This window comes from Microbacterium sp. Marseille-Q6965 (genome assembly GCF_946151065.1).
Taxonomy (GTDB): domain Bacteria; phylum Actinomycetota; class Actinomycetes; order Actinomycetales; family Microbacteriaceae; genus Microbacterium.
In genome coordinates this window covers 295,221-318,514 of sequence record NZ_CAMGZA010000003.1, presented here as the reverse complement: position 1 = coordinate 318,514, position 23,294 = coordinate 295,221, and the positions used below count along the sequence as shown (strand labels likewise).

Genomic DNA, 23,294 nt, shown 5'->3' with positions numbered 1-23,294 from the left:
CGATGACGTCGCTCCCCTCCGTGGGTAGGACGGGGGCATGGACTTTCAGAGCATCATCGAGACCGTCGGGAAAGCGGTCGACGCGGCAGGCGTCGTCGCGATCGTCGTCGGCGCGGCGCTTGCGACGATCTTCGCGGTCCGGTCGCTTCGAAGATCGGAGGCGGGCGTGTACAGCCGCTTCCGCCGGTTCCTCGGACGATCCATCCTGCTGGGGCTGGAGTTGCTGGTGGCCGCCGACATCATCCGCACGGTCGCGGTCACGCCCACGCTGGCGAGCGTCGGCGTGCTCGCCGCGATCGTCCTGATCCGGACGTTCCTGAGCTGGTCGCTCGAGCTCGAGATCACCGGCCGCTGGCCGTGGCAGAAGGAGCAGGCGGCAGCGGACGCGCTCGATCGGCCCGCAGCCTCGTGACCTCCTGCGGCGCTCGGCCTGTTGCCCGACCCCGCCGCCCCTCGGTGACAGGCGGACGCGGCGGGGCGCGGTTCCCGGGGCGGGGCGTGCCACAGGGGGAGCAGCCGGACCCCTGGCCGAGCAGACTACGGTGGAATACGGGGAGGGATGCATCGTGAGTGATTGGGGTTCCGAGGACTTCGCCTGGGACGACGCGGAGCACGCCGCGGCCCGGACCGTGGGCGAGGTGATCGACGCCGACCAGGAGCACTCGGCCGACCGTGAGCGCGGGGAGCGGGCGGAATCGACGCCCGCGCTCCGCTACGCGTCGGTCGACGAGTTCGTGCGCGACCACCTGCGCTGGGTCTACCGCCGCCGCGTCGACGGTCGCAACCGTTACTGGGCGGCGCGCTGGTGGGAGTACGACGAGGCCGTGAGCCGTCTCGACGCGCTCTGGCGCGCGTGGGAGCACCTGCGGCGGGACCAGGGGACCGGAATGAGCGAATGGTGGCGAGACCACGCCGACCACCACATGACGGCCCTGATGGCCCCGGACGGTCCGTTCTCCGACGCGACGGGCGCGGAGAACACGTGCGAGGCGGGCGAGCCCCTGCCGTATGCCGCGCCGCCGCAGGGCATGTTCGACGGCGGACGGCGCGAGCCCGCCCGCCTCTGACGCCACGGCGTCGGCGATGCCGGCAGGCGGGTCGGAGGGGAGCCGCGCCGGGCGCCACAGTTCCCTGGCCGAGGAGCGCGGGACTGCAGCATGATGAGTCGCATGCGCGAACTCCTGCCTGCGGCTCCGGCACGACCACCGGACGTCGAGGACGACTTCGCGGACGGACCCGACCCCGCCCTCTGGATCGACCGATACCTCGAGCACTGGACGACGCCCGACCGCGCGCGAGGTCGCCACGCGGCCACGCCCGACGGGCTCGCGCTGCGCATCGAGGAGGATCAGCCCGACTGGCGACCTGAGGACGCACCGCTGCGGGTCTCGCATCTGCAGACCGGTTCGTTCAGCGGGCCGGTGGGCTCCACACGCGGAACGCACCGGCACAGGCCCGGGCTCACGGTGCGCACCGCGGTGCCGCTGAACCTGCTGTGGGCTCCTCGGGCCGGACGCATCGACGTCGTCGTCAGCGCCAGCCGCGCGCCGGGATGCATGCTGGCCGCCTGGCTCGTCGGCACCGAGCACGAAAGCCCGCGTGACTCGGGCGAGATCTGTCTCTTCGAGATCGACGGCCGCCAGGGCACGGAAGGATGGACGGCCCGCACGGGGATCAAGGCCCATCATGACGACCGTCTCACCACGGAGATGATCGAGACACCGCTGGATTTCGACGCCGGCGCGCCACACGCCTGGGCGGTGCTGTGGGGCGACGGGGAGACGGTCATCGGCTGCGACGGCCGCGTCGTCCAGCGCCTGCAGCAGTCGCCCGGCTACCCGATGTTCCTCATGCTCGACCTGTTCGAGATCGGCCCGCCCGGGGGCAGCTATCCCAAGACCGCCTTCCTCCACTCGATGCGCGGCTGGCGCACCGCCTGACCCGCCGGCCGAACGAGATGGCTCCCCCGACGCGCCTGCGGACAGTGCTGTCCGGGGGCGTACGATGACGGCACGTGTCGGCTGACGAGGGGCACCCGTGGACGTGGGAGCGAGTTCTTCCGGAGCTGCGCGGTCCGATGCGGGGGGCGCCCCGCCGCTCTCGCGCGGGGAGCACCGTATGGCGCATGGCGCGGCGTGGCGCCGCTTCACGCAGATGAGCGCCGGTTTCGCGCAGTACGAGCGCCCGCACCGACCGCATCATTCCCGTCAGCCAGCTCGCCCCCGCTGACGCGCGAACGTGGCGCCGGCAGGGGCCGCGGGCGGATCGTAGCGATCGTCCCCGTCGCGCGGAAGCCGATGGGCGGCCGCCGCGCGCCGGCGTAGCCTCGGGGCCATGGCGGAGAACAAGGTCACGGCGATCGCGCTGAACTGCACCCTCAAGCCGTCGCCGGCAGAGTCGAGTACGCACGTGATGGCGCGCCAGATCCTCGAGCGACTGGCCGCGCACGACGTCGAGGGGTTCGAGGTGCGACTGGTCGACCACGACGTCGCGCCGGGCGTGCAGGCCGACATGGGCGAGGGCGACGCCTGGCCCGAGCTGCGCAAGCAGGTGCTCGAGGCCGACATCCTCGTCTTCGTCACGCCGACGTGGCTGGGGCAGCACTCCAGCGTGGCGCAACGCGCGCTGGAGCGCCTGGACGCCGAACTGTCGGCGACAGACGAGCAGGGCCGGCCGATCCTGTGGGGCAAGGTCGCGATCGCCGGCGTGGTGGGCAACGAGGACGGCGCGCACCACATCTCGGCCATCCTGTTCCAGGCCCTGAACGATGTCGGCTACACGATCCCAGCCCAGGCGGCGGTGTACTGGAACGGCGAGGCTATGAGCACGACCGACTACAAGGATCTCGACGAGATCCCCGAGGCGGTGCGGACCACCATGGACGGCGCGGTGCAGAACGCCGTGCACGTGGCGCGCCTGCTGCGCGCGAGCGAGTACCCCGCCCCGTCCTGACACAGAGCCGTGCGCGCGGCCGGTCGCCACCGGCGACGCACGAGGAGGGCACGGAAGGAGGATGCGCATGAGCGCGACCGGAGGACCCGAGGACCCCACCCTGATGCGCAATCAGCCGGTGTTGCGGACCCCAAGCGCCGGTGGTGGCTGATCCCCGGCCTGCTGCTGGCCGCGGCCGGGATCGCATCGCTGGCCGCCGCTCTGCCCTTCGGCCCGGCCCTGGCCGGCACCGGGATCGGGATCGTCGCCGTCGCGGCCGTCGCCATGCTCGCCGTGGCGTTCGCCGTGCACCGGCCGTCGCTGCGCAACCGGATCCTCGCGGGCCTCATGGCGCTCATGGCCGCCGTGTCGATCGTGCTCCTCGTCATCCTGCTCGGCGCCGGCGTGCGGGGCTGATCGCCGCATCGCGGCTCCCCGGCGCTCAGACGAGCGGCGTCACACCCGCGTAGGCGCGGCGGGAGTCGTGTGTGCCGGCGCCGTCGAACACGCGGGCGACCTCGCCGTCCGCCCACGGGCGCCAGCCCACTCGGCCATCTCGGATGAACGACACCGCCGCGCCATGGTAGGCCCGGGCGAGGGCCGCCGGAGGGTGCGCGCCCGCCACGCGATCCACCTGCGGCGCGTCGAGCACGTCGAAGAAGAAGGGCACGTCGAGGCAGTGCATCGCCCAGTGGCGCGTCGGAGAGACCCACGAGAACGCGTAGACCCAAGTCGGGGTCGACGCGCCGCGCGCCCGGGCGGCGCGCACGACGTCGCGGCGCAGCGTGGTGTCGCTGACGAACCGGCCGAGCAGGCGGCGTGCTCCGCGAGCCCTCAGCTCGCCGTTCGCGGCCAGATAGGCGCGGCGCCTCTCGCCGCGCAGCCCGAGCACACGCAACAGCAGCGGCAGCGGCACGAGCTCGAGCGCGCGCGGGATGTCGTCGGCGATCATCGAGAACTCGTCGTCGAGTCCCCCGACCACCAGCGGCTTGTCGCGCCCCGTGCCCGCATCGAGCGACGCGATGGTGGGACGCGCGATCAGGTCGCCGTCGACCGAGGGGCCGATGTTCGGGATCCCCCCGTCGAGCTCGCGTCCGAGCGCACCGAGGCCGCCGCCGAGCGGGTTCGGGAGCAGATCGTGAAGCCGCTCGGACGGCACGGCGGCGAGCGCGGCGGCCGTAGGGGCGCCGACCCCCGCGGCCGCGGCGACCGCCCGCGAGACCGAACGTGCCGCCTCCTCGGAGATCGTCACCGCGGTGGGCGACATGCTCCACGCGTGGCGGAAGAGCGGCTGCGCCGCGGGGATGCCGAGCAGCGTGAGCACGGCGCCACCGCCGGCCGATTGTCCGGCGATCGTCACGCGATCCGGATCACCGCCGAACGCTGCGATGTTGCGCTGCACCCACTCGAGCGCGAGCAACCAGTCGCGCACCCCGCGGTTGGTCGTGCCGTCGCTCACCCAGCCGAAGCCGTCGAAACCGATCCGGTACGAGATCGCCACGGTGACGACCCCGTCGCGCGCGAAGGGCGCGCCGTCGTACCAGGGCGAGGCGGGCGAACCGGACACATACCCACCGCCGTGGATGTAGACGAGCACGGGCAGGCGCGCCTCGGGCCCCGGTGAGGGCGTGAAGACGTTGAGGTTGAGGATGTCGTCACCCGGCACAGAGGGCTCCGGGATGAGCGTGACGCCGGTGTCACCGCGCTGCGGCGTGGCACCCGGCCGAGTCGCGTCGCGCACCCCGTCCCAGGGGTCGGCCGGTTCCGGGGCGGCGAAGCGCCGCTCCCCGACCGGCGGTCGACCGTAGGGCACGCCCAGGAACACCGCGCAGTCGCCCCGCCACGCCCCGCGCACGCGACCGGCCTCCACCCGCACCTCGGGCGCGGCCCGCTCGGTGATGCTGTGCGTCGCGTCGTCGGTCTCGGATCCCGTCACACCGCGACGCTACGGGGCCCGGCGCCGCGCTCGCAAGGCGACGGCGAGCGTCAGGCCACGGGCTCCGCGGCGGGAGCGCCGTCGTGCCGCGTGCGCGAGGCCCACACCGCGCCGGCGCTGGCCACGACGACGAGCGCGATGCCGGCCACCTCGAGCCCGGCCAGGTCCTGGCGGAGGATGAGGAAGCCGGCGAGCGCCGCGGTGGCGGGCCCGAGGCTCATGAGAACGCCGAAGGCCGACTCGCTGAGGCGGCGCAGCGCGGCCAGTTCGGCGGCGTACGGGATGGTCGACGACAGCAGCGCGACGGCCGCGCCGAGTCCGAGAAGCGCGGGGTCGAGCAACGCGGTGCCCGCGTCGGCGATGCCGAAAGGCAGCGCGAGCACGGCGCCCACCGCCATGGCCAGGGCGAGGCCGTCGAGCCTCGGGAACGCGCGCCCCACGGCCGCGCTGCCGCGGATGTACCCGGCCCAGCTCGCGGCCGCGACAAGGGCCCAGCCCACGCCGACCGGATCGAGCTCTCCCCAACCGCCCGCACCGAGCGCCGCCACCCCGGCGAGCGCGAGGGCCGCCCAGACCCAGGCGGCGCGCGAGCGCGCGAGCACCACCGACAACGCGAGCGGCCCCAGCACCTCGATCGTCACGGTGACGCCCAGGTCGAGGCGCTCGAGCGCCAGGTAGAACGAGCCGTTCATGAGCGCGAGCACCGCCCCGAAGCGGACGACGGCCCACCAGTCGGAGCGCGAGCGACCCCGCAGGGAGGGCCGGGCGAGGGCGAGGAGGATGAGCGCGGAGAACACGAGGCGCAGCATGACGATGCCGAGCGGCCCTGCGTGCGGGAACAGCAGCACGGCGATCGAGGCGCCGATCTCCTGGCACGCCAGGCCGAGCACCACCAGACCGAGCGCCAGCGGGGCGCCCGAGCGCGGCGCCGCGCTCACCGCGCGCTCCGGCCGACGCCGACCGGTTCCGCGGCCACTAGCCGATCGGGCAGATCGCGCTGTCGGCGATCGCCTGATGCATCGACTCCGCGGTCCACGGCAGCCCGAACTCCGGCTGCGTCTGCCCCGACGCCGCGGGCGCCTTCGAGGCGATCGCGGCGAGCTCCCGGCCCAGCAGCCCGGCGATCCCGCCGCCCGAGGCCGAGTTGTTCAGCACGACCGCCACCGACATCCCCGTGACCGGGTCGGCCCAGACGCTCGCCGCATAGCCGGGGATCGATCCCTGCTGACCCAGCAGCGTGCCGGCCTGGAAGGCCCCACCGCCGTACTGGAACCAGGTGTCACTGTCGGGGTTGACGGGCAGATTGTGGTCGAAGCGGCCGTTGTCCTTCTCGGCGACGGAGTTCGCCGCGAGGATCTGGCCGTAGCGCCCCAGGTCGCCGATGGTGGAGACCACCCCCGAGTCGGTGAAGCCGACGCTGGCCGAGAGCTCGCTGAAGTCGGTCGGCGCCACGCATCCCGCGTCGCGGTCGGCCTGGAACGAGACGTAACCCGGCAGGTAGCTCGACGTGGTCGAGGGCACGGCGGCGGCGTCGCCCGGCAGTGTCGTCTGCTGCAGGCCGCCCGGTCCGAACACGTACTCGTCGAAGAGGGCGGCGGCGCCGTGGCCGGAGGCGTTCTCGAGCGCCTGGCCCAGCATCAGGTACGCCACGTCCGAGTCGCGATACGTCATGCCCGGCGCCTGACGGTCCTGGGCAAGCCCGTACGCCGCGAGCTCGCGCGGGTGCCACTCCCTGGCAGGGGTCGTGTACACGGCACCGGCCGCCGTGCTCCACGACTCGCCGAGCCCGCTCGTGCCGTCGCACAGCTGCTGCAGGGTGATGTCGCCGGGGTCGTCGGCGAGGTTCGGCACGCTGGGCACGTGCTCGGTGATCGAGTCGCCGAGGTCGACCGTGCCCTCGTCCGCCAACTCGTACAGCACGTCGCAGGTCATGGCGCGGGTCACGTCGGCAATGCGGAACGACATGTCGGTCGTGACCTCGGTGCCTGCCCCCTCGGGCTCGGTCGTGCCCACGCCCGCGACCCAGGTCCCGCTCCACGGCACCCAGACGCCGACGATCGCACCGGTGGCGCCGGAGGCCTGAACAGCCTGATCCACGGCGCCGCGCAACTGGTCGACGGTCTCGCCCGGCAGTTCCGCGTCCACCTGGGTCGGCAGCGCCACGCTCGCCGCCGGCGCTCCCGAACATGCCGTCAGCCCCAGACCGATCGCCATCAGCGCCGCGAGCGCGGCCGCGCCGCGCCGTGCCTTGCTCCGCATACCACTCCCTCGGTCTGAAATCTCGAGTCTAAGCCGTGGCGCCCACCGCCCCCGGACCACGCGCGGCGACGGGTCAGCCCACACGCATCTGCGCGCCCTGCCGTTCCCAGACGCCGCGCATGAACCGGCGCACGTCCTCGTCGACGCGGATGTCGCTGGGACGAAGGGGACGGGTCAGGTACAGCCCGTCGAGCGACGTCAGCCGGCTGAGCGCCACATACGTCTGCCCCGGTGCGAACGCCCCGGCCCCCAGGTCGATGACGGCCCGGTCGTACGTCTTGCCCTGTGACTTGTGGATCGTGACCGCCCAGGCCAGTCGCAACGGGAACTGGGTGAACTCGGCCACGACCTCGCGCGTGAGCTTGCGGGTGTGCGGGTCGTACGCGTAGCGGTACCTCTCCCACACGGAGGGCTCCACCTCGAACTCCTCGTGGTCCACCTCCACGCGCACGGTCTCGCCGACGATCTTGGTGACGGTCCCGATCGTGCCGTTCACCCACCGCGGCGGCTCGCCCTTGGAGGCCACGTCGTTGCGCAGGAACATCACTTGCGCGCCCACCTTGAGCTTGAGCTCCTCGTCGGCGGGGTAGGCGTCGCCGCGGCCGAAGTCGCCGCTGATCTCCGCACGCGCCTTCTGCTCGCGCCCCGGCAGCTGGGCGAGGTGTTTGGCGTTGATGGCGTTGACCCGGTCGTTGCGCGTGGCCAGCGTGATGACGGGATCGTGCGGGTCGTCCGGGGGCGTGCGCGCGCCCTTGGCATTGAGGACGTCGGCGATCTCCTTGGTGACCCGCCCGTAGCGGACGGCGTTCAGCATCGCCTTGAACCCGTCGTCCGACTGACGGTGGATGTGGGTGAGCTCTCGGATGTGGAGGTCGGCGCCGTGCCGTCCCAGGTCGATCAATCCGTCGGCGGCCGGTGCCTGTCCGGCCCACACGTGGGCATCGAAGAACCAGAACGAGCGGTAGTGGTCGGCGATGTACCGAGCCTCGTCGCCGCGCGGCGGCACGGGCGCCAGCTGGTACGGGTCGCCGAACATCACCACCTGCACGCCCCCGAACGGCTCGGCGCGGCGCCCACGCGCCTGCCGCAGGGCGCGGTCGATCCCGTCCATGAGGTCGGCGTTCACCATCGAGATCTCGTCGATCACGAGCGTGTCCATCGCGTTGAGGATCTTGCGGGTGGCGTCGTTCTGATCGAGGTCGCTGTCGGCGATCAGGCCGATCGGGAGCCGGAAGAGCGAGTGGATCGTCTGGCCCTCGACGTTGAGCGCGGCCACGCCCGTGGGGGCGCAGATGGCGATCTGCTTGCTCGTGTTCCATGTGAGATGGCGCAGCAGCGTCGATTTGCCCGTTCCCGCGCGGCCCGTGATGAAGACGTGCTCGCGCGTGTCCTCGATGAGGCGGAACAGGGCCTCCTGTTCCGCGGACAGTGCCGGCGCGCTCACCCATCCATGCTAGATACGGCGAGCCCGAGAGGAGGCAGGGGCGAAGGCGATTCGGGCCACTGGTCGCGCGCGGGCGCGCGCGCATCTCGGTCCCGTATCGACCCGGGCGGCGCCCAGCCGGCGCGCATGCCGCGTTCATAGACTGTGCCCATGCGGCAGGGGGAGCGTGGCGAGGTGGTGCTGTCCGAGCCGCCGTCAGCCGCGACAGCGCCGGCCCGCCGCGGGTTCGGTGGGATCGAGATCGCGCTGACGCTCGTGGTCGGCGCACTCCTGATCGCGGCGATCGCGGCCGGGTTCGCCTCCCTGTACCGCGACTTCTGGGGCCCCAGCGCCTTCGCCGAGCGATACGTCGGCCTCATCGCCGAGGGGCGCGCCGCCGACGCGCTCGCGATGGAGGGCGTCGCCGTCGACACCGCCGAGCTCGAGGCGGCGGGCCTGCCCGCGTCTGCCCACGACGCGCTGCTGCGCTCGGCCGCGCTGAGCCGTCACGTCACCGACGTCCACGCCGTCTCGGAGCGGGCGGTCGACGGGCAGACTGAGGTGACCGTGGCGTACCGCATCGACGGCACCCCTGGTCAGTCCACCTTCCGAATCGCCTCGATCGGCTGGAGCGGTCTCGTGCCGGCATGGGGCTTCGCGCGCAGCCCGCTGTCCGTCATCGACGTGTCGGTGCACGGGTCGATGACCTTCAGCGTGAACGGCTTCGAGCTGGACAAGCGCCAGGTCTCCCCGGAGGGGGTCGACGCCGACCCGCTCGCGCCGGTGTCGCTGCTGGCCTTCGCGCCCGGGGCGTACGAGGTCGCCGTCGACACGCCCACGACCGTCGCCGCCCCGTCGCGCGCCCTGGTGACCGATCCGCTCGCGGCGGTCTCGGTCGAGCTGCAGGCCGAGCCCACTGCCGAGTTCCTCCGTGTCGTCTCCGAGCAGGTGAGCGGTTTCCTCACCGACCAGTGCGCGTCGCAGCAGGTGCTGCAGCCGGCCGGCTGCCCCTTCTGGGTGTCGCTCGAGAACCGGCTCGCGCCGGGCAGCCTGCCGACGTGGTCGATCGTCGAGCAGCCGCCGATCGAGCTCATCCCGGAGGGCGCGTACTGGCGGATCGCCGAGGCGACGGGCGTCGCGCACATCGAGATGGACGTGCAGTCCATCGCCACGGGGGCGGTGACGCACGTCTCGGAGGACGTGCCCTTCACGATCGACGGGACGGTCGAGATGCTCGCCGACGGATCCGCACAGATCCGGATCGGCGCTCCGCTCCTGGAGGGCTGACGCCGCCGCGCGTCAGATCCCGGCCCGCTGATCCCGCTCGGCCAGAGCCGCCAGCTTCGCGTTGTACTCCTCGAGCTCGGCGTCACCCGTGCGATCGGCGTGACGGTCGCTGCGGCGCTGCTGGCGCTCGTCGCTGCGGCTCCACTGGATCGCGACGGTGATGGCGGTGATGAGCGTGGGGATCTCGCCGACCGACCACGCGATGCCGCCGCCGATGTACTGATCCTCGAGCGGCGTCGGCCCCCAGGTGCGACCGAGCGCGCCGTACCACTCCGCCACCATCAGCCCCGACTGGCTCATGATCGCGATACCGAAGAAGGCGTGCATGGCCATCACGACGATGAGCGTGACGAGCCGGCCCGCGTACGGAAGCCGGTACGGCACGGGGTCGATGCCCACCAGCGACAGCACGAACAGGTACCCCGAGATGAGGAAGTGCGCGACCATCCACTCGTGGCCCAGGTGGTCGTACAGGCTCCAGCGGAACAGCTCGCTGAAGTAGAACAGCCACAGCGACCCGATGAAGATGCCCGCCGCCACAAGGGGATGCGTCAGGACGCGCGCGACGGGATTGTGAACGAACCAGAGGACCCACTCGCGCCCGCCGCGCGAACCGTCGTCGCGGCGGGCGATCGCGCGCGCGGCCAGCGTGACGGGCGCGCCGGGCACGAGCAGCAGCGGGATCGCCATGCTGAGCAGCATGTGCATCAGCATGTGCGCGCTGAACAGGTAGTGCCCGTATGCGTTGAGCGGGCCGTTCGTCACCCAGATGAGCAGCAGCATGCCGAGCACCCACAGCGCCGTGCGGTACAGCGACCACTCGTCGCCGCGTCGGCGCAGGCGCCACACTCCCCGCAGGTAGAAGCCGATGCCGAAGGCGCCGACGAGCAGCCACAGCGGGTCGAGATCCCATTCCGTGAGCAGACGCGTCGGGGTGAGCTCGGGTGGCAGCGGCGCCTCGGTGAGGATCTCGGCGGGCGACTGCGCGAGCGGCGCCTCGTCACCCACCGGCGGAGCGGAGCGGGCGAGCGCGGCGGCGGCACCCGAGGCGACGCCCATGAGCGCAAGCTCCAGCGCGATCACCCGCCAGAACAGGCCGCGGCCCTCGCGCGCGATGAGCCGCAGGCGATACCACGCGCCCAGCGCGCCCATCGCGAGCAGCGCGACGATCTTGACGACCAGGACGATTCCGTACGGGGTCGTCACGAGCTGCGCGGGCGACGTGATGGCCGCCACGGAGCGCAGGATGCCGCTGGCCGCGACGAGCAGGAACGCCACGAGCGCCACGGACGAGTAGCGCTCGAGCACGATGCGCACGCGATCCGCCTCGAGCACCGGGCGCGCCACGACGAGCAGCAGCAGGCCGCCGAGCCAGACGGCGGCGCCGACGATGTGGATGGCCATGGCGGTGACCACCAGACCGTGGCTCGCCAGATCCCCGGAGTGCCCCTGCGTGGCCATCGGCAGGAGCGAGACGGCGGCGAGCCCGCCCGTGAGCAGCGTAGGGGTCCAGCCGCGCACGGCGAACGCGAGCACGGTGACCACGGCACCGGCGATCGTCGTGATCAGCCAGGTACGACCCAGCTCGGTCTCCACGAGGAAGCGACCCAGCTGGGCGCCGAACTCCGGTCCGGGGCTGAGCTGGGCGTTGAAGACGTCGAGGAACGTGAGGAAGCCGACCGCTCCCGACGCGACCGTGAACACGGCCGCTCCGATCGACGCGGTGTCGAGCGAGACGTCGAACTCCCGCTCGCCCGAGCGCATCGCGAACAGGGCGAGCACGAGCGAGCCGAGCATCGCCGCGGCCGAGAGGTTCACGATCAGCTTGGCGAGCGGCAGCCCCCAGCGCACGAAGGGGCCGGCGTCACCGATCGACAGCGGATCCGCGCCGCCGGCGAAGGCGAGCGCCCATGCCGCCGTCGCGACGGCGGCCGCGACGAGGATCGCGGGTCCCAAAAGCCGGAGAAGGCGCGGATTCACGCGTTCCACCCTATGTGCCGTCGCTGGGCGAAGGCCGCCGGGCGCACACGCGAAAGGGCCGCCCCGCGGGGCGGCCCTTCGAACGCGGTCTTACTTGACGGCGCTCTTCAGCTTGGAGCCGGCGGTCACCTTGACGCGCTTGCCGGCCGGGATCTTGATCTCGGCGCCGGTCTGGGGGTTGCGGCCGGTGCGAGCGGCGGTCTCAACCTGCTCGAAGGCGATCCAACCGGGGATCGAGACCTTCGAGCCCTTGGCGACGGCCTCCGAGACGGTCGTGAAGAGCGCGTCGAGCACGCCCGAGACGGCGGCCTGGCTCTGACCGGTCGCGCTGGCGATGCTCGCAACGAGCTCGGTCTTGGTGATGTTCTTGTCGGCCATGTCATCCTCCAGCGGCGAAGGACGCCGCAGAACGTGGTGTTGTCGGCCGGGGGCGGTTGCTCCCGGGTGGTCGTTCGACCGCCTTGAATGTACCAACGAGGCCCGGCATTCCGCGGATTTCCGCGACTTTTGCCCCAATCCGGGCGGCGTGTCGCGCCTCGGGAGTGACCAATGTGACGCCTGTGGACCCGGCGGCGCGACCCGCCCCCTGGCAGAGCGGCGGGCACGGCGACACCAGCGGCGGCGATCAGGCCCCGTCCGACACCGCCGGACGACGCGTGAGCAGGAACACCGCCGCGGCGCCGACCACCAGCAGGCCCGCCGTGCTCGAGTACAGCGCCACGTTGGTCCAGCCCACGTCGATGAGCGAACCGGCCGCGATGGGAGCGAGGATCGCCCCCGCACGCCCGACGCCGAGCGCCGCACCGACGCCCGTAGCGCGCGCGAAGGTGCCGTAGCGCGTGGGGGCGACGGCGTAGAGGCCGGCCACGCAGCCGTTGACGAGCATGCCGACGACCACGCCGAGCACGAACGCGAGGGCGAGGACCGCCGTGGTCAGCACGAACGCGACGATCGCGGCGGCGGAGAGCACGAGGAACCCGAGCAGCAGCTTCTCGCGGTCGATGCGCGCCGCCCCCGCACCGTAGAGGACCGAGCCCAGCGCCCCTCCGATCGCGAGCATCATGCCGATGGTGACGCCCTGCTCCGCCGTCATGCCCGCGTCGACCATGAGGCGCGGCGTCCACGAGTTCACGAAGTAGAAGCCGAACATCACGGTGAAGAAGGCCAGCCAGAGCAGCAGGGTCACGGCCGCGGCGCCGCCACCGAAGATGCCCCTCAGGCCGGCGTGGGTGCCCTCGGTGGCCGCGGTGCGCTCGGCCACGACCGAGGCGCGGGCGGGGTCGAAGCCCACGCGGCGGGCGATGCGGGCCAGCGCCCTGTCGGAGCCCGGACGGCGCGTGAGGAACTGCACCGACTCGGGCAGTACGAACACGAGGATGACGAGGAGCGCGGTGCTGGCCAGCGCGCCGGCGAGGAAGACCGCTCGCCACCCGAAGTCCGCCTGCAGGCCGTTCGCCGCGATGCCACCCGCGAACGCGCCCACGCCGTAGCCCGCGGCATAGACGCCGATGGCGAGCCCGCGCCATCGGTTGGAGGCGAACTCCGCGGTGATCACGGTGATGCTCGTGAGGATGCCGCCCACGCCGAGGCCCGTCAGCACCCGCCAGATGCCGAGCTGCGTCACGTCGGTCGCCGTGGCGGCGAGGTACATGCCGAGCGTCGCGAGCGTCGTCGACCCGAGCACCGTCCAGCGGCGGCCGATCAGATCGGCGATGCGGCCGATGGCGATCGAGCCGATGGCCATGCCGATGAGCGTGGCGCTGATGACGACGCCCAGCTCGGTGCCGCTGAGGCCGAATTCCTCCTCCACGCGCACCGAGACGAACGACATCGAGGCGACGTCGTAGCCGTCCAGGGCGTTCAGCAAGACGGCGCACGCCACGATGATCCACTGGTAGAGCGACATCGGGGCGCGCTCGAGATGGTCGCGCAGGTCGCGCGCGGGGCCGCTGGGGGAGACAGTCGTCGTCATCGGTTTCCGTATCCTTCATCGGGTACAGGCTTCCTTGCCACGCGCCAGCATAGGCGACGTGTCCCTATGGCGGTAGTGATCGTCAGGAGTGCAGCAGGCGCAGCGCCGCCACGACGTCGCGATGCCAGCGCCGCGCGGCGGGCAGCACCCCCGCGTACACCGCGGCGTCGTGCGGCACACCCAGGTACTGCACGGCGCTCGCCTCGACGCCCGCAGCCCGCAGCGCCGCCGCGTACGCGGCGCCGTCGCCGCGCAGGGGGTCGTACTCGGCCGTGAAGATCACGGCCGGCGGCAGGCCGGCCAGCGACGCGGCCCGAATCGGCGAGGCCAGCGGGTTCTTCGCGTCGCGACGGTGCCGCAGGTACGTGCGCGCGACGGAGATGAGCTCGCGCGCCATGATGATCGTCGGGATGCCGAGCGCGCGCGTGGCGGCGAAATCGATGTGCCGGCCTGTGAGGTCGACCACGGGCACCTCGAGCAGCTGGCCGCGCAGGGGAAGCGCGTCGCGGTCGCGATTGGCAAGCGCGACCGCGGCGGCGATGTTGCCCCCGGCCGAGGTGCCCTGCAGGCCGACACGGGCGGGGTCCACGCCGAGCTCCTCGGCATGGTCGAACAGCCAGCGGAGCGCGGCCATGCCCTGCTCCACCTGGGTGGGGAACTTCCGCTCGGGGGCCAGGGCGTAGTCGACGGCGACCATCGCCACGCGCGCCTCCGCGGCGCGGCGACGGTTGACGGCGTCGGTGGTGGCGAAGTCGATCCCCCCGATCCGGAACGCCCCGCCGAAGAACGTGAGGCAGGCGGGGATCGGGCCCTCGGTCGCGGCGTCCCAGTCCGCGGCCGGGTAGTACACGCGCACCCGCACGTCGGGGTACCCCTCGACAGGCACGACGTGCTCGGCCGTGCGCACGGCGGGGCCGGGCACGCCGGACTTCGCCAGTTCCTTGCGATCCCACGCCTTGGCCTGACGCCGGTGAGCCGCCCGGCGTTGCGAGGCGTGAGGTCGATGCTGCTGAGCCGCCACCCGAGTCTCGGCGCGCGCGGCGCGGCGAGCGACGTCCTTCTCCGCGGGGCTCACCGACTCCACGTCGTGCTCGGCCGTGGGGCGCATGAACCAGGGCCAGCCGAGCCGCGACTTCAGCCGGCGCACCGCCTGCGCCAGCCAGTACTTCCGCTCGCGCCGGAGCCGTTCGGCGAAGAGCGGGTCGAGCTGCATACGCCGATGCTAGCGGCGCACGCGAGGCCGGGAACGCGAAAGGGCGGGATCCCCGTGAGGAGACCCCGCCCTTTCGGCGAACCGGTGCTTACCAGGACGACTTGGTGACACCCGGCAGCTCACCGCGGTGCGCCATGTCGCGGAAGCGCACACGCGAGATGCCGAACTTCGTCAGCACGCCGCGGGGGCGACCGTCGATGGCGTCGCGCGAGCGCAGGCGGACCGGCGACGCGTCGCGGGGCAGCTTCTGCAGGCCGAGGCGGGCCGCCTCGCGCTCGTCGTCCGAGGCGTTCGGGTCGACGAGCGTCTTCTTCAGCTGAGCGCGCTTCTCGGCGTAGCGGGCCACGACCTCCGCGCGCTGGTGGTTACGCGCGATCTTGCTCTTCTTGGCCATGAGATCAGCGCTCCTCTCGGAACTCGACGTGCTTGCGGACGACCGGGTCGTACTTCTTCAGCACGAGGCGGTCGGGGTTGTTGCGGCGGTTCTTCTTGGTCACGTAGGTGTAGCCCGTGCCCGCGGTCGAACGCAGCTTGATGATGGGACGGATGTCCTGAGCCTTCTTGGCCATCAGAGCTTCACACCCTTCGCGATCAGGTCCTTCACGACCGACTCGATGCCGCGGGCGTCGATCACCTTGATGCCCTTGGCCGACACGTTCAGCGTGACCTTACGGCCGAGCGACGGAACGTAGTAGGTCTTCTTCTGCACGTTCGGGTCGAAGCGACGCTTCGTCCGGCGGTGCGAGTGCGAAATGTTGTGACCGAAACCAGGCGTGGCGCCGGTCACCTGGCACACAGCAGCCATGGTTCACTCTCCTTCAGTACCGTGGCCCCGGACGGGACCACCCAAGATCTCTTGTCTGCACGTGTCGCACCCGCCCTTGCGGGCTGTGTTCGAGTGGGACACGCACGAACTACGCGCAGGAGTGCACGCAGACAAACGACTACTTTATCAGATCTCCCGCTCGTCCCGGTTCGGGAGGCGGATCGCTCCTCGACCGAGCTTCCCTCGCGCCGCGCGGGTCACGAGGAGGACGCCGCCCCCCGCCCGGGGCGGAACGCCGAGACGGTCGGATCACCCGGGATCCAGAAGCGCCAGGGGTACGCCGAGGTCCCCGCGATTCCGGCCACGCCCACGCGGGGGCCCGTCGCATAGTCGGCGAGCGGCACCACGGGCAGTTCGAGCCGCGCCACCGCGCCCGCCCGGGGAACGTGTCGGACGGCGTCGATGCCGTCGTGCAGCGCGTGCCGCAGGCCGACCGCGTCCCCCAGCCGGCCGGGCCCGCGCGCGAGGTCGCGGTCGGTGCGCGCCACGCCTCGGACGTGCCGGCGGCGGCGGGCGATGTCGGCGCCGCGCACGATCTCGCCGGCACGCAGGAGGCACCCGTCGCCGCGACCGACCGGCCCGCACACGACGTTCACGCACGAGTGGATGCCGTGGCTGAGGTACACGTACAGGTGACCGGGCTCGCCCCACATCGTGGCGTTGCGGGCGGTGGGCCCCATCCGCGCGTGCGATCCGGGATCGGGCACGTCGCCGGACCCGGCGCCGTGATACGCCTCCACCTCCGTGATCCGCACCGCGACGGTCTCCGGTCCGTCCCCCGCATCGACCGCCGTGGTGAGCACGGCGCCCAGCAGGCGGGGGGCGACCTCCACCGCGAGGGGCAGCAGGTCGTCGCGGGTGGCCGGCCGCAGCCCCGTCACCACGGCCCCACCTGGCACCAGGAGATGTCGAAGCCGGGCAGGGTGCCCACCGGCTCGCCGGAGTCGACCTCGACGATCCGTGTCTCGAGCGTGCGGGGCAGGGGCTGGGCGGCCATGTCGTAAGGATTCGAGATGAGGTCGGGGGCCACGAGCACCGCGGCGTACTGGCCGCTCGGCGAGACGCACACCTGCTGCACGACGTCGGGGGCGGCCACCTCGAGCAGCTCCCGCGTCTCCCCGTCGGCGGAGACGTTCACGACCGAGGCGCCCACGGGCAGGCCGTCCTCTCCGAGCACGGCGTATCGCCGCACCGAGTCGCCATCCGGCAGCGGCACGACGTAGCCGAGCGTGCCCGGCTCGGGGTCCGCCTGCGGGATCGGCGTCTCCTCGCCCGTCGCGAGATCGAGCGTGACGAGCCCGGCATCGATCCGCTCCACGATCGCGGTGTACGTGCCGCGCGTGACGGCGTCGATCGTGAGCGCCGTGCCGAGGAACGCCGGCGCGGCGCCGTCCGGCTCGACGAGGATGAGCTCGCCGTCGAAGTCGATCATGAGCAGCGCCGAGGAGTCGGGCACGAAGCGCCAGCGATCCACGCTCGGCGCCTCCTCCCCCACCTCGACGGGAACCGGATCGGCCCCGGGATCGCGCAGCGACGACAGATGCAGCACCGACTGCCGGCCGGTGGCCGCGTCGAGGTCGGTGTAGGTGTACCCGATCGTGCCGCCACGCTCGGATACCTGCAGGCTGGCGAGCATCCCCTCGCCGGGCAGCGCGACGTCGCGCGCGTTGCGTCCGTCCCTGTCGGTCACGATGAGGCGCGCGCGCCCGTCCTCCCGCACCGACACGACGATGGCATCGCTCGTGGCGCGGAAGTCGTCGATCTCGGGGTGCGTCAGCACCGCCACCCGGTCGCCGTCGAGGCCGCTGCGGTAGATCGTGTCGTCGCCCGTCTCGCTGCGCTCCAGGATGAGGACCTCGGCGGGAGGCGTGCGGAACCTCGTCTCCAGCGTCGACGCCGGCCCGCCACCGACGCCGCGCACGCCCTCGACCGAGATGCGGTACTCGGTGTCGGCATCCAGCGGCGCCGTGAAGCGCACACCGACGGCGCGCCCGGCCGCCTCGACCGTATGGGCGGCCTCCGGCTCGACGACCACCTGCGCGGGATCGATCTCGGCGAGCGCCTGGTTGGCGGTGAGGATCGCGCGACCGCCGGCGATCTCCGTGGCCGCGGCGGGGTCGACCTGCACGTCGCTCAGCCGTGGACCCTGCCCGAGGCTCACGGCGGCCCCGGCCCCGGCCAGCACCGCGAGCGCGCCGACGACGGCGGCGAACGCCACGATGAAGCGGCGGCGCGCCGATCGCAGGCGCGCGGCGCGGCGCGGGGTGCGATCAGTACTCATACGGGTCCTCGGGCTCGGAGACCTCGGCGACCGACGTCGGCTCGACGACGAGCTCGCCCTGGGACGTCGCGGTCACGACGCCCTCCACCCTGATCCAGGCGCCGACGGGCACGTCTGCCTCGATGGGGGCGACGGGGAGCGAGGCGGGCTGCGCGTCGATGACGCAGTGGGTGATGACGAGCCGGCCCAGGCGAATGCCGTCCTCCCCCTCGCCCGCGGGGGTGACGAAGCCGGTGAGCGCCACCTCCGCGCCGTCGAACGCGTCGGGGTTGGTGGCGCGGGCGAACACGGCGGCCCAGTCACCCACGCCGTAGTCGCTCGTGTCCGACCCCGCGGCGAGCACGACGTCGTCGGCGCCCGCGAACAGCGGCGCGGTTCCCGTGTCGCGCTCCATCGCCAGCTCGACCGAGAGCGACGCCGGCGGCAGCAGGATCGCCCCTGCGGTCACGCCGGTCGCGAGCGCGCCGCCGACCGCACCCACCACGAGCGCGGCCCGCGGCCCGCGCGAGGCGGCGCGGTGCTCGCCGTGGTCGTGGGCGGACGAGTCGGGGTCGCGGGCGGGCCCGCCGTGGTCGTGGCCGTGATCCGCCTCGGCGCCCAGCGGCAGCGCGAACGAGGCGACGGCGCCGATCAGCACGATCACCGCCATGCCGACGGCGAACCAGTTCTGGGCCGGGTTGATGTAGAGCGCGAGGCGGCCGGTCGTGGCCAGGCCGATCGTGACGACGGCGAGCACCGACGCGAGGCCCAGTCCGAGCCAGCGCGTGCCGAGGGATCCGAGGCGCTCAGACAAGCAGGTTCACCCCGATCCCGATCGCGAAGGCCGACAGGATCACCACGACGACGATGCCGGCGAGCACCCTCCAGGTGAACGTCGTGCGCATCAGGGCGATCATCTTGAGATCGACGACCGGCCCGACCAGCAGGAACGCCACGAGCGACCCGGGCGAGAACGTCGAGGCGAACGACAGGGCGAAGAACGCATCGACGTTGGAGCAGATGGCCACCGTCACGGCCAGGAGCATCATCGCGACGATCGACAGCACGGGGTTGGATCCGATCGCGACGAGCGCGTCGCGCGGCACGAGCACCTGCACCGCGCCGGCGAGGGCCGACCCGATGATCAGGGCCGGCATCACGGCGCGCAGCTCGACGACGAGCTGCGCGATGCTGCGCCGCCCGCGCGAGCCGGGCTCGTTGATCACGACCTCGCACGTCTGCGCGAATCGGTCGGTGAGCATCCGCTGCGGATCGGGGTGACGGCTGTACAGCCATGCCACGAGGTTGGCGATGGCGTAGCCGCCGAGCAGGCGCGCCACGAGGATGCCATCGCTCCAGCCGAACGCCTGATGCGTGGTGAGGATGACGATCGGGTTGACGATCGGGGCGGCGACGAGGAACGCCAGGGCGTCGCTCGGCCCGAGGCCGCGCATGAGCAGCCCGCGCGCGAAGGGCACGTTGCCGCATTCGCACACGGGGATGAACATGCCCAGCAGCGACAGCACGGCGCGGCGGGCCCACCCCGCTGTCGGGAGGATCCTCTCGATGACACCGTCCGGAAGCCACACTTGCACGGCGATCGACAGCACCACGCCGAGCGTCACGAACGGCAGTGCCTCGATCAGCACGCTCAGCGCGAGGGTCAGGCCGTCCTGCGCGCGCGTCGGCAGATCGGCCGGGAACAGCGCGGGCGCGAACGCGTCGATCGCGAACAGCGCCGCCACGACCGCCAGGCCGATGCACAACGAAGGAAGAACGCCCGCCCGACGGCGAGTCGGCGCCTGAATCGTGGTCATCGTGCTCGATCTGCCTTCGTTGTGCTGCGGGTGCACGGCTCGGGCCGGTGGCCGCCGCCGGTCACGCCCTCGCGGCGGCCTTCTTGGCGGAGCAGTCCTGGCACAGCCCGAAGATGTCGACGACGTGCTCGGCCTCGGTGAAGCCGTGGGCGGCGGCGGTGTCGCGGGCCCACTGCTCGACGGCGTGCGCCTCGATCTCGACGGCGCGGCCGCACGAGCGGCAGATGAGGTGGTGGTGGTGCGCCGAACTGCGGCAGGCGCGGTAGAGCGCCTCGCCGTCGGGACTCTGCAGGGAGTCCGCCTCGCCCGCGGCGGTGAGGCCGGCAAGGGCACGGTAGACGGTGGCCAGGCCGATGCCCGTCTCGGCCTCGCGCAGCGACTGATGCAGGCTCTGCGCGCTCACGAAGCCGTCGGCCTCGCTGAGCGCGTCGCGAACCCGCTCGCGCTGCCATGTGTTCCGCTGCGCCATGATGCCGATCCTATGCCGCCGTCCTCGGCGTCGCCTGGGCGCGCGAGCGCTGCGCACGGTCCCGCCGCCACGCCACGAGGCGGCACACGGCGTAGATGAGGAAGGAGATGGTGGTGATGTAGGGGCTCACCGGCAGCGTGCCCGCGATCGCGAGGAGGATGCCGCCCACCGCCGAGACGAAGCCGAACAGCGCCGACAGCAGGGGCACCGAGAGCGGACCGTGTACCACCTTCATGGCGGCGGCGGCGGGGGTCACCAGCAGCGCCATCACGAGCAGCGCCCCGATGATGTGCACGGCGACCGCGACGACGAGCCCCATGAGCAGCATGAACAACATGCTGATCGCGGTGGTGGGCACCCCTCGCGCGGCGGCGGAGTCCGGGTCGAGCGAGTCGAAGCGCAGCGGGTTCCACACGAGCACGAGCACCACGAGCACCGCCGCCGAGATGCCGATGAGCCAGCCGAGATCGGGGGTGGTGACCGAGATGATCTGGCCGGTCAGCAGGCTGAAGCGGTTGGCGCTGCGCCCCTCGTAGAGCGACAGGAAGAGGATGCCCAGGCCGAGGCCGAACGGCATGAGCACGCCCACGATCGAGTTGCGGTCGCGGGCCCTGGCCCCGAGCAGCCCGATGAGCAGCGCCGCCGCGATGGCTCCGAGCAGCGACCCGGCGACGACGGACCCGCCGAACAGCAGCGCGGCGGCGGCCCCGGCGAACGACAGCTCGCTGACGCCGTGCACGGCGAAGGCCATGTCGCGCTGCATGATGAAGATGCCGATGAGCCCGCCGACGATGCCCAGCACGGCGCCCGCGACGAGCGAGTTCGCGACGAGCTGCAGCAGCGCTCCGTAGTCCTGGAACGAGAACACGTCGCTCCACTCGAGGGCGGGGCGGATCATGCGTGCGCCTCGTGGTCGTGCTCGTGCTCGTGTGCGTGGTGCGGATCGGCGTCGGGGATGCCCACGACGACGAGCCGGTCACCGGCGCGCAGCACGTGGACCGGGGCGCCGTACAGGTCGCTGAGCACGCTGGTGCGCAGCACCTCGTCGGGAGTGCCGAGCGTGAATCGGCCGCCCGCGATGTACAGGATGCGGTCCACGCGATCGAGGATCGGGTTCACGTCGTGCGTGACGAACAGGACCGCGGTGCCCCGGGCGCGCTGCCGGTCGATGATCTCGGTGATCGCCTGCTGGTTGGCGAGGTCGAGGCTCGACAGCGGCTCGTCGCACAGCAGCAGCGCCGGATCGTCGGCGAGCGCCTGACCGACGCGCAACCGCTGCTGCTCGCCACCGCTGAGCCGGCCGACCGGGTGGTCCGCGTAGCCCGTGGCCCCCACGGCGTCGAGCAGGGCGTCGACGCGGGCGCGCGCGCCACGCGGCGGGATGGGCAGGCCGAACCGGGCACCGTTCACGCCGAGGGCCACGAGGTCGCGGGCGCGCAGGCTCGTGTCGGCCGGAAACGGCAGCTGCTGGGGGATGTACCCGACGCGCCGGTTGCCGCGCCGTACCGCCTCCCCCGCCACGCGGATGCTGCCCTCGCTCAGCTCGCGCAGGCCGAGGATCGCCCGCATCAGGGTGGTCTTGCCCGACCCGCTGGGCCCCAGCACGGCGACGAACTCGCCCGGTTGGACCCGCAGGTCGAGACCCGACCACAGCTCGCGGCCGCGCAGACGCAGCGCCGCGCCGTCGATCTCGAGCACGGATGCGGTCATCCCTCTACCCTATCCGCGATTGTGATAACGGTTCTCGCCGCTCCGCGGCATCCCCGACCGCGGGCAGCCGCGCTCGGCGCTCGGCTCGAGGCGGCGCGGCCAGCCCGCCGCGCGGTGCGGGATCAGCCGAGGGCGTCGGCGAGGGCGTCGATGTTGGCCCGCATCCAGGCGACGTAGCTCTCACCCTCGGGCAGCGTCTCACCGTATTCGACGACGGGCACTCCGGCGGCCTCGGCCGCGGCGAGCACGGCCTCGGTCTCGGGGCCGGCGGTCTGCGTGTTCGTCACGAGCACGTCGACCTCTCCACCCTCGATCGCGGTGGTCGCGGCGAGCAGCGTGGCGGGCGCGACATCCTGCCCCTCCTCGACGGCCTCCGCGAAGCCGTCGGTGGTCACGTCCTCGAGCCCGGCCGCCGCGGCGAGGTAGCCGCCGATCGGCTCGGTGAAGAACACCGTTCCCCCCGCGTGCGCCGCCGCGATCTCGTCCAGCCCGACCTCGAGGTCCTCGATCTGCCCGATCAGCTCCTCGGCGTTGGCGTGGATGGCCTCGGCCTCGTCGGGCAGCAGCGCCTCGGCCTCCTCGGCGATGGCCTCGACCGCGTGAGCGATGGTGTGCGGGTCGTACCAGACGTGCTCGTTGAAGCCCTCGATGTGAGTGTGCTCGTGCTCGCCGTGCTCGTCGTCGGCGTGATCCTCCGCCTCGTCCTCGTGGGCGTGCTCGTCCGACTCGCCGTGCGCGTGGTCGTCGCCGTCGGCACCCGGGTAATCGTGGTTGTACTCGACGACCGTGACGACGTGCTCGATGCCCGCGGCTTCGACGAGGTCCTCGGCGAAGTGGTCGTAGCCGCCCCCGTTGAGGATCATCAGGTCGGCGCCCTGCACGGCCAGCTGGTCGCGTGCGCTGGCCTCGTACTCGTGGGGGTCCTGCGTGGGCGAGTCGATGATCGCGGTGACCTCGGCGGCATCGCCGACCACGGCCTGCGCCAGGTCGGCGTAGACGCTCGTCGACGCGACGATCGAGACGTCTCCCCCGCTCGCCGCGGCGTCGCCGGGAGTCGAGGCGCAACCGGCGAGAGAGAGCGCGGCGACGGCGGCGAGGGACAGGACCGGAAGGGCACGACGGGTCATGTCGCTAGCGTACGCAGAACGATAACGGTTCTCAAATTCGGCACCACCGCCGGGCCGCGCGAGGAGGGATGGGCGGGCCGCCAG

25 protein-coding genes are annotated in these 23,294 nt (G+C 72.4%); 6 read left to right on the top strand and 19 right to left on the bottom strand.

All coding sequences use genetic code 11. The features are described 5' to 3' along the window. Positions 1-37 precede the first annotated feature (37 nt). The 5 genes from N8N77_RS10555 to N8N77_RS10535 all read left to right on the top strand — a co-directional run bounded on the left by N8N77_RS10555 (position 38) and on the right by N8N77_RS10535 (position 3,348). Entirely contained in the window at positions 38-412 is a 375-nt protein-coding gene (locus N8N77_RS10555) for a DUF1622 domain-containing protein (protein ID WP_261166802.1), read from the top strand. A gap of 154 nt (positions 413-566) precedes the next feature. After that, positions 567-1,067 (top strand): DUF4913 domain-containing protein, encoded by a 501-nt coding sequence (locus N8N77_RS10550; RefSeq protein ID WP_261166801.1) that lies wholly within the window; start codon positions 567-569, stop codon positions 1,065-1,067. A gap of 102 nt (positions 1,068-1,169) precedes the next feature. Beyond that, positions 1,170-1,940 (top strand): hypothetical protein, encoded by a 771-nt coding sequence (locus tag N8N77_RS10545; RefSeq protein ID WP_261166800.1) that lies wholly within the window; start codon positions 1,170-1,172, stop codon positions 1,938-1,940. A 394-nt stretch (positions 1,941-2,334) separates the two neighbouring features. Beyond that, the gene (locus N8N77_RS10540) at positions 2,335-2,952 is read left to right on the top strand and encodes a flavodoxin family protein (protein WP_261166799.1); all 618 of its coding nucleotides are present in this window, start codon (positions 2,335-2,337) and stop codon (positions 2,950-2,952) included. Positions 2,953-2,961: 9 nt separating this feature from the next. Further along, complete coding sequence (locus N8N77_RS10535; protein WP_261166798.1) at positions 2,962-3,348, top strand: hypothetical protein; 387 nt, start codon at positions 2,962-2,964, stop codon at positions 3,346-3,348. Positions 3,349-3,373: 25 nt separating this feature from the next. Here the strand turns inward: N8N77_RS10535 and N8N77_RS10530 are convergent, their stop codons facing one another. The 4 genes from N8N77_RS10530 to N8N77_RS10515 all read right to left on the bottom strand — a co-directional run bounded on the left by N8N77_RS10530 (position 3,374) and on the right by N8N77_RS10515 (position 8,570). Then, positions 3,374-4,867: a carboxylesterase/lipase family protein gene (locus tag N8N77_RS10530; protein WP_261166797.1), complete on the bottom strand. Its 1,494-nt coding sequence runs from the start codon at positions 4,865-4,867 to the stop codon at positions 3,374-3,376. A gap of 50 nt (positions 4,868-4,917) precedes the next feature. Beyond that, complete coding sequence (locus N8N77_RS10525) at positions 4,918-5,805, bottom strand: DMT family transporter (protein ID WP_261166795.1); 888 nt, start codon at positions 5,803-5,805, stop codon at positions 4,918-4,920. A 37-nt stretch (positions 5,806-5,842) separates the two neighbouring features. Next, positions 5,843-7,126 (bottom strand): serine hydrolase, encoded by a 1,284-nt coding sequence (locus N8N77_RS10520; protein WP_261166794.1) that lies wholly within the window; start codon positions 7,124-7,126, stop codon positions 5,843-5,845. A gap of 73 nt (positions 7,127-7,199) precedes the next feature. Then, positions 7,200-8,570 carry an ATP-dependent RecD-like DNA helicase gene (locus tag N8N77_RS10515; protein WP_261166793.1) on the bottom strand — a complete coding sequence of 457 codons (1,371 nt, stop codon included), beginning with the start codon at positions 8,568-8,570 and terminating at the stop codon, positions 7,200-7,202. A gap of 150 nt (positions 8,571-8,720) precedes the next feature. Between N8N77_RS10515 and N8N77_RS10510 the strand changes: the two genes are divergently transcribed. Next, the gene (locus N8N77_RS10510) at positions 8,721-9,836 is read left to right on the top strand and encodes a hypothetical protein (protein ID WP_261166791.1); all 1,116 of its coding nucleotides are present in this window, start codon (positions 8,721-8,723) and stop codon (positions 9,834-9,836) included. Between the two features lie 12 nt (positions 9,837-9,848). On the opposite strand, the gene N8N77_RS10505 is transcribed toward N8N77_RS10510, so the two are convergent. The 15 genes from N8N77_RS10505 to N8N77_RS10435 form a co-directional block, all read right to left on the bottom strand. Continuing rightward, a complete protein-coding gene (locus N8N77_RS10505) occupies positions 9,849-11,816 on the bottom strand; it encodes a bifunctional copper resistance protein CopD/cytochrome c oxidase assembly protein (RefSeq protein ID WP_261166790.1) in 1,968 nt (655 codons plus the stop codon). Between the two features lie 90 nt (positions 11,817-11,906). Beyond that, entirely contained in the window at positions 11,907-12,194 is a 288-nt protein-coding gene (locus N8N77_RS10500) for an HU family DNA-binding protein (RefSeq protein ID WP_261166787.1), read from the bottom strand. 247 nt (positions 12,195-12,441) lie between these two features. After that, on the bottom strand, positions 12,442-13,788 hold the full coding sequence (locus N8N77_RS10495; protein ID WP_261166786.1) for an MFS transporter: 1,347 nt from the start codon (positions 13,786-13,788) through the stop codon (positions 12,442-12,444). A gap of 82 nt (positions 13,789-13,870) precedes the next feature. Further along, positions 13,871-15,001, bottom strand: a complete 1,131-nt coding sequence (locus tag N8N77_RS10490) for an alpha/beta hydrolase (protein ID WP_261166785.1) — start codon at positions 14,999-15,001, stop codon at positions 13,871-13,873. Between the two features lie 88 nt (positions 15,002-15,089). After that, complete coding sequence (rpsN, locus tag N8N77_RS10485) at positions 15,090-15,395, bottom strand: 30S ribosomal protein S14 (protein ID WP_261166784.1); 306 nt, start codon at positions 15,393-15,395, stop codon at positions 15,090-15,092. Between the two features lie 4 nt (positions 15,396-15,399). Continuing rightward, on the bottom strand, positions 15,400-15,570 hold the full coding sequence (gene rpmG / locus N8N77_RS10480; protein ID WP_067026508.1) for a 50S ribosomal protein L33: 171 nt from the start codon (positions 15,568-15,570) through the stop codon (positions 15,400-15,402). Next, entirely contained in the window at positions 15,570-15,806 is a 237-nt protein-coding gene (gene rpmB, locus N8N77_RS10475) for a 50S ribosomal protein L28 (RefSeq protein ID WP_261166782.1), read from the bottom strand. The genes rpmG and rpmB overlap by 1 nt, the downstream gene beginning before the upstream one ends. Before the next feature lie 218 nt (positions 15,807-16,024). Then, positions 16,025-16,708: a DNA-3-methyladenine glycosylase gene (locus N8N77_RS10470; RefSeq protein WP_261166780.1), complete on the bottom strand. Its 684-nt coding sequence runs from the start codon at positions 16,706-16,708 to the stop codon at positions 16,025-16,027. Continuing rightward, the gene (locus tag N8N77_RS10465) at positions 16,705-18,108 is read right to left on the bottom strand and encodes a hypothetical protein (protein ID WP_261166778.1); all 1,404 of its coding nucleotides are present in this window, start codon (positions 18,106-18,108) and stop codon (positions 16,705-16,707) included. The genes N8N77_RS10470 and N8N77_RS10465 overlap by 4 nt, the downstream gene beginning before the upstream one ends. Further along, on the bottom strand, positions 18,098-18,901 hold the full coding sequence (locus tag N8N77_RS10460; RefSeq protein WP_261166776.1) for a TIGR03943 family putative permease subunit: 804 nt from the start codon (positions 18,899-18,901) through the stop codon (positions 18,098-18,100). The genes N8N77_RS10465 and N8N77_RS10460 overlap by 11 nt, the downstream gene beginning before the upstream one ends. Next, the gene (locus tag N8N77_RS10455) at positions 18,894-19,904 is read right to left on the bottom strand and encodes a permease (RefSeq protein WP_261166775.1); all 1,011 of its coding nucleotides are present in this window, start codon (positions 19,902-19,904) and stop codon (positions 18,894-18,896) included. Before N8N77_RS10455 ends, N8N77_RS10460 begins: the two co-directional genes overlap by 8 nt. A gap of 61 nt (positions 19,905-19,965) precedes the next feature. Then, complete coding sequence (locus N8N77_RS10450; protein ID WP_261166773.1) at positions 19,966-20,373, bottom strand: Fur family transcriptional regulator; 408 nt, start codon at positions 20,371-20,373, stop codon at positions 19,966-19,968. A 10-nt stretch (positions 20,374-20,383) separates the two neighbouring features. After that, the gene (locus N8N77_RS10445) at positions 20,384-21,271 is read right to left on the bottom strand and encodes a metal ABC transporter permease (protein WP_261166771.1); all 888 of its coding nucleotides are present in this window, start codon (positions 21,269-21,271) and stop codon (positions 20,384-20,386) included. After that, positions 21,268-22,083 carry a metal ABC transporter ATP-binding protein gene (locus N8N77_RS10440; protein WP_261166769.1) on the bottom strand — a complete coding sequence of 272 codons (816 nt, stop codon included), beginning with the start codon at positions 22,081-22,083 and terminating at the stop codon, positions 21,268-21,270. The genes N8N77_RS10445 and N8N77_RS10440 overlap by 4 nt, the downstream gene beginning before the upstream one ends. A 122-nt stretch (positions 22,084-22,205) precedes the next feature. After that, positions 22,206-23,210: a metal ABC transporter solute-binding protein, Zn/Mn family gene (locus N8N77_RS10435; protein ID WP_261166767.1), complete on the bottom strand. Its 1,005-nt coding sequence runs from the start codon at positions 23,208-23,210 to the stop codon at positions 22,206-22,208. Positions 23,211-23,294: the final 84 nt, after the last annotated feature.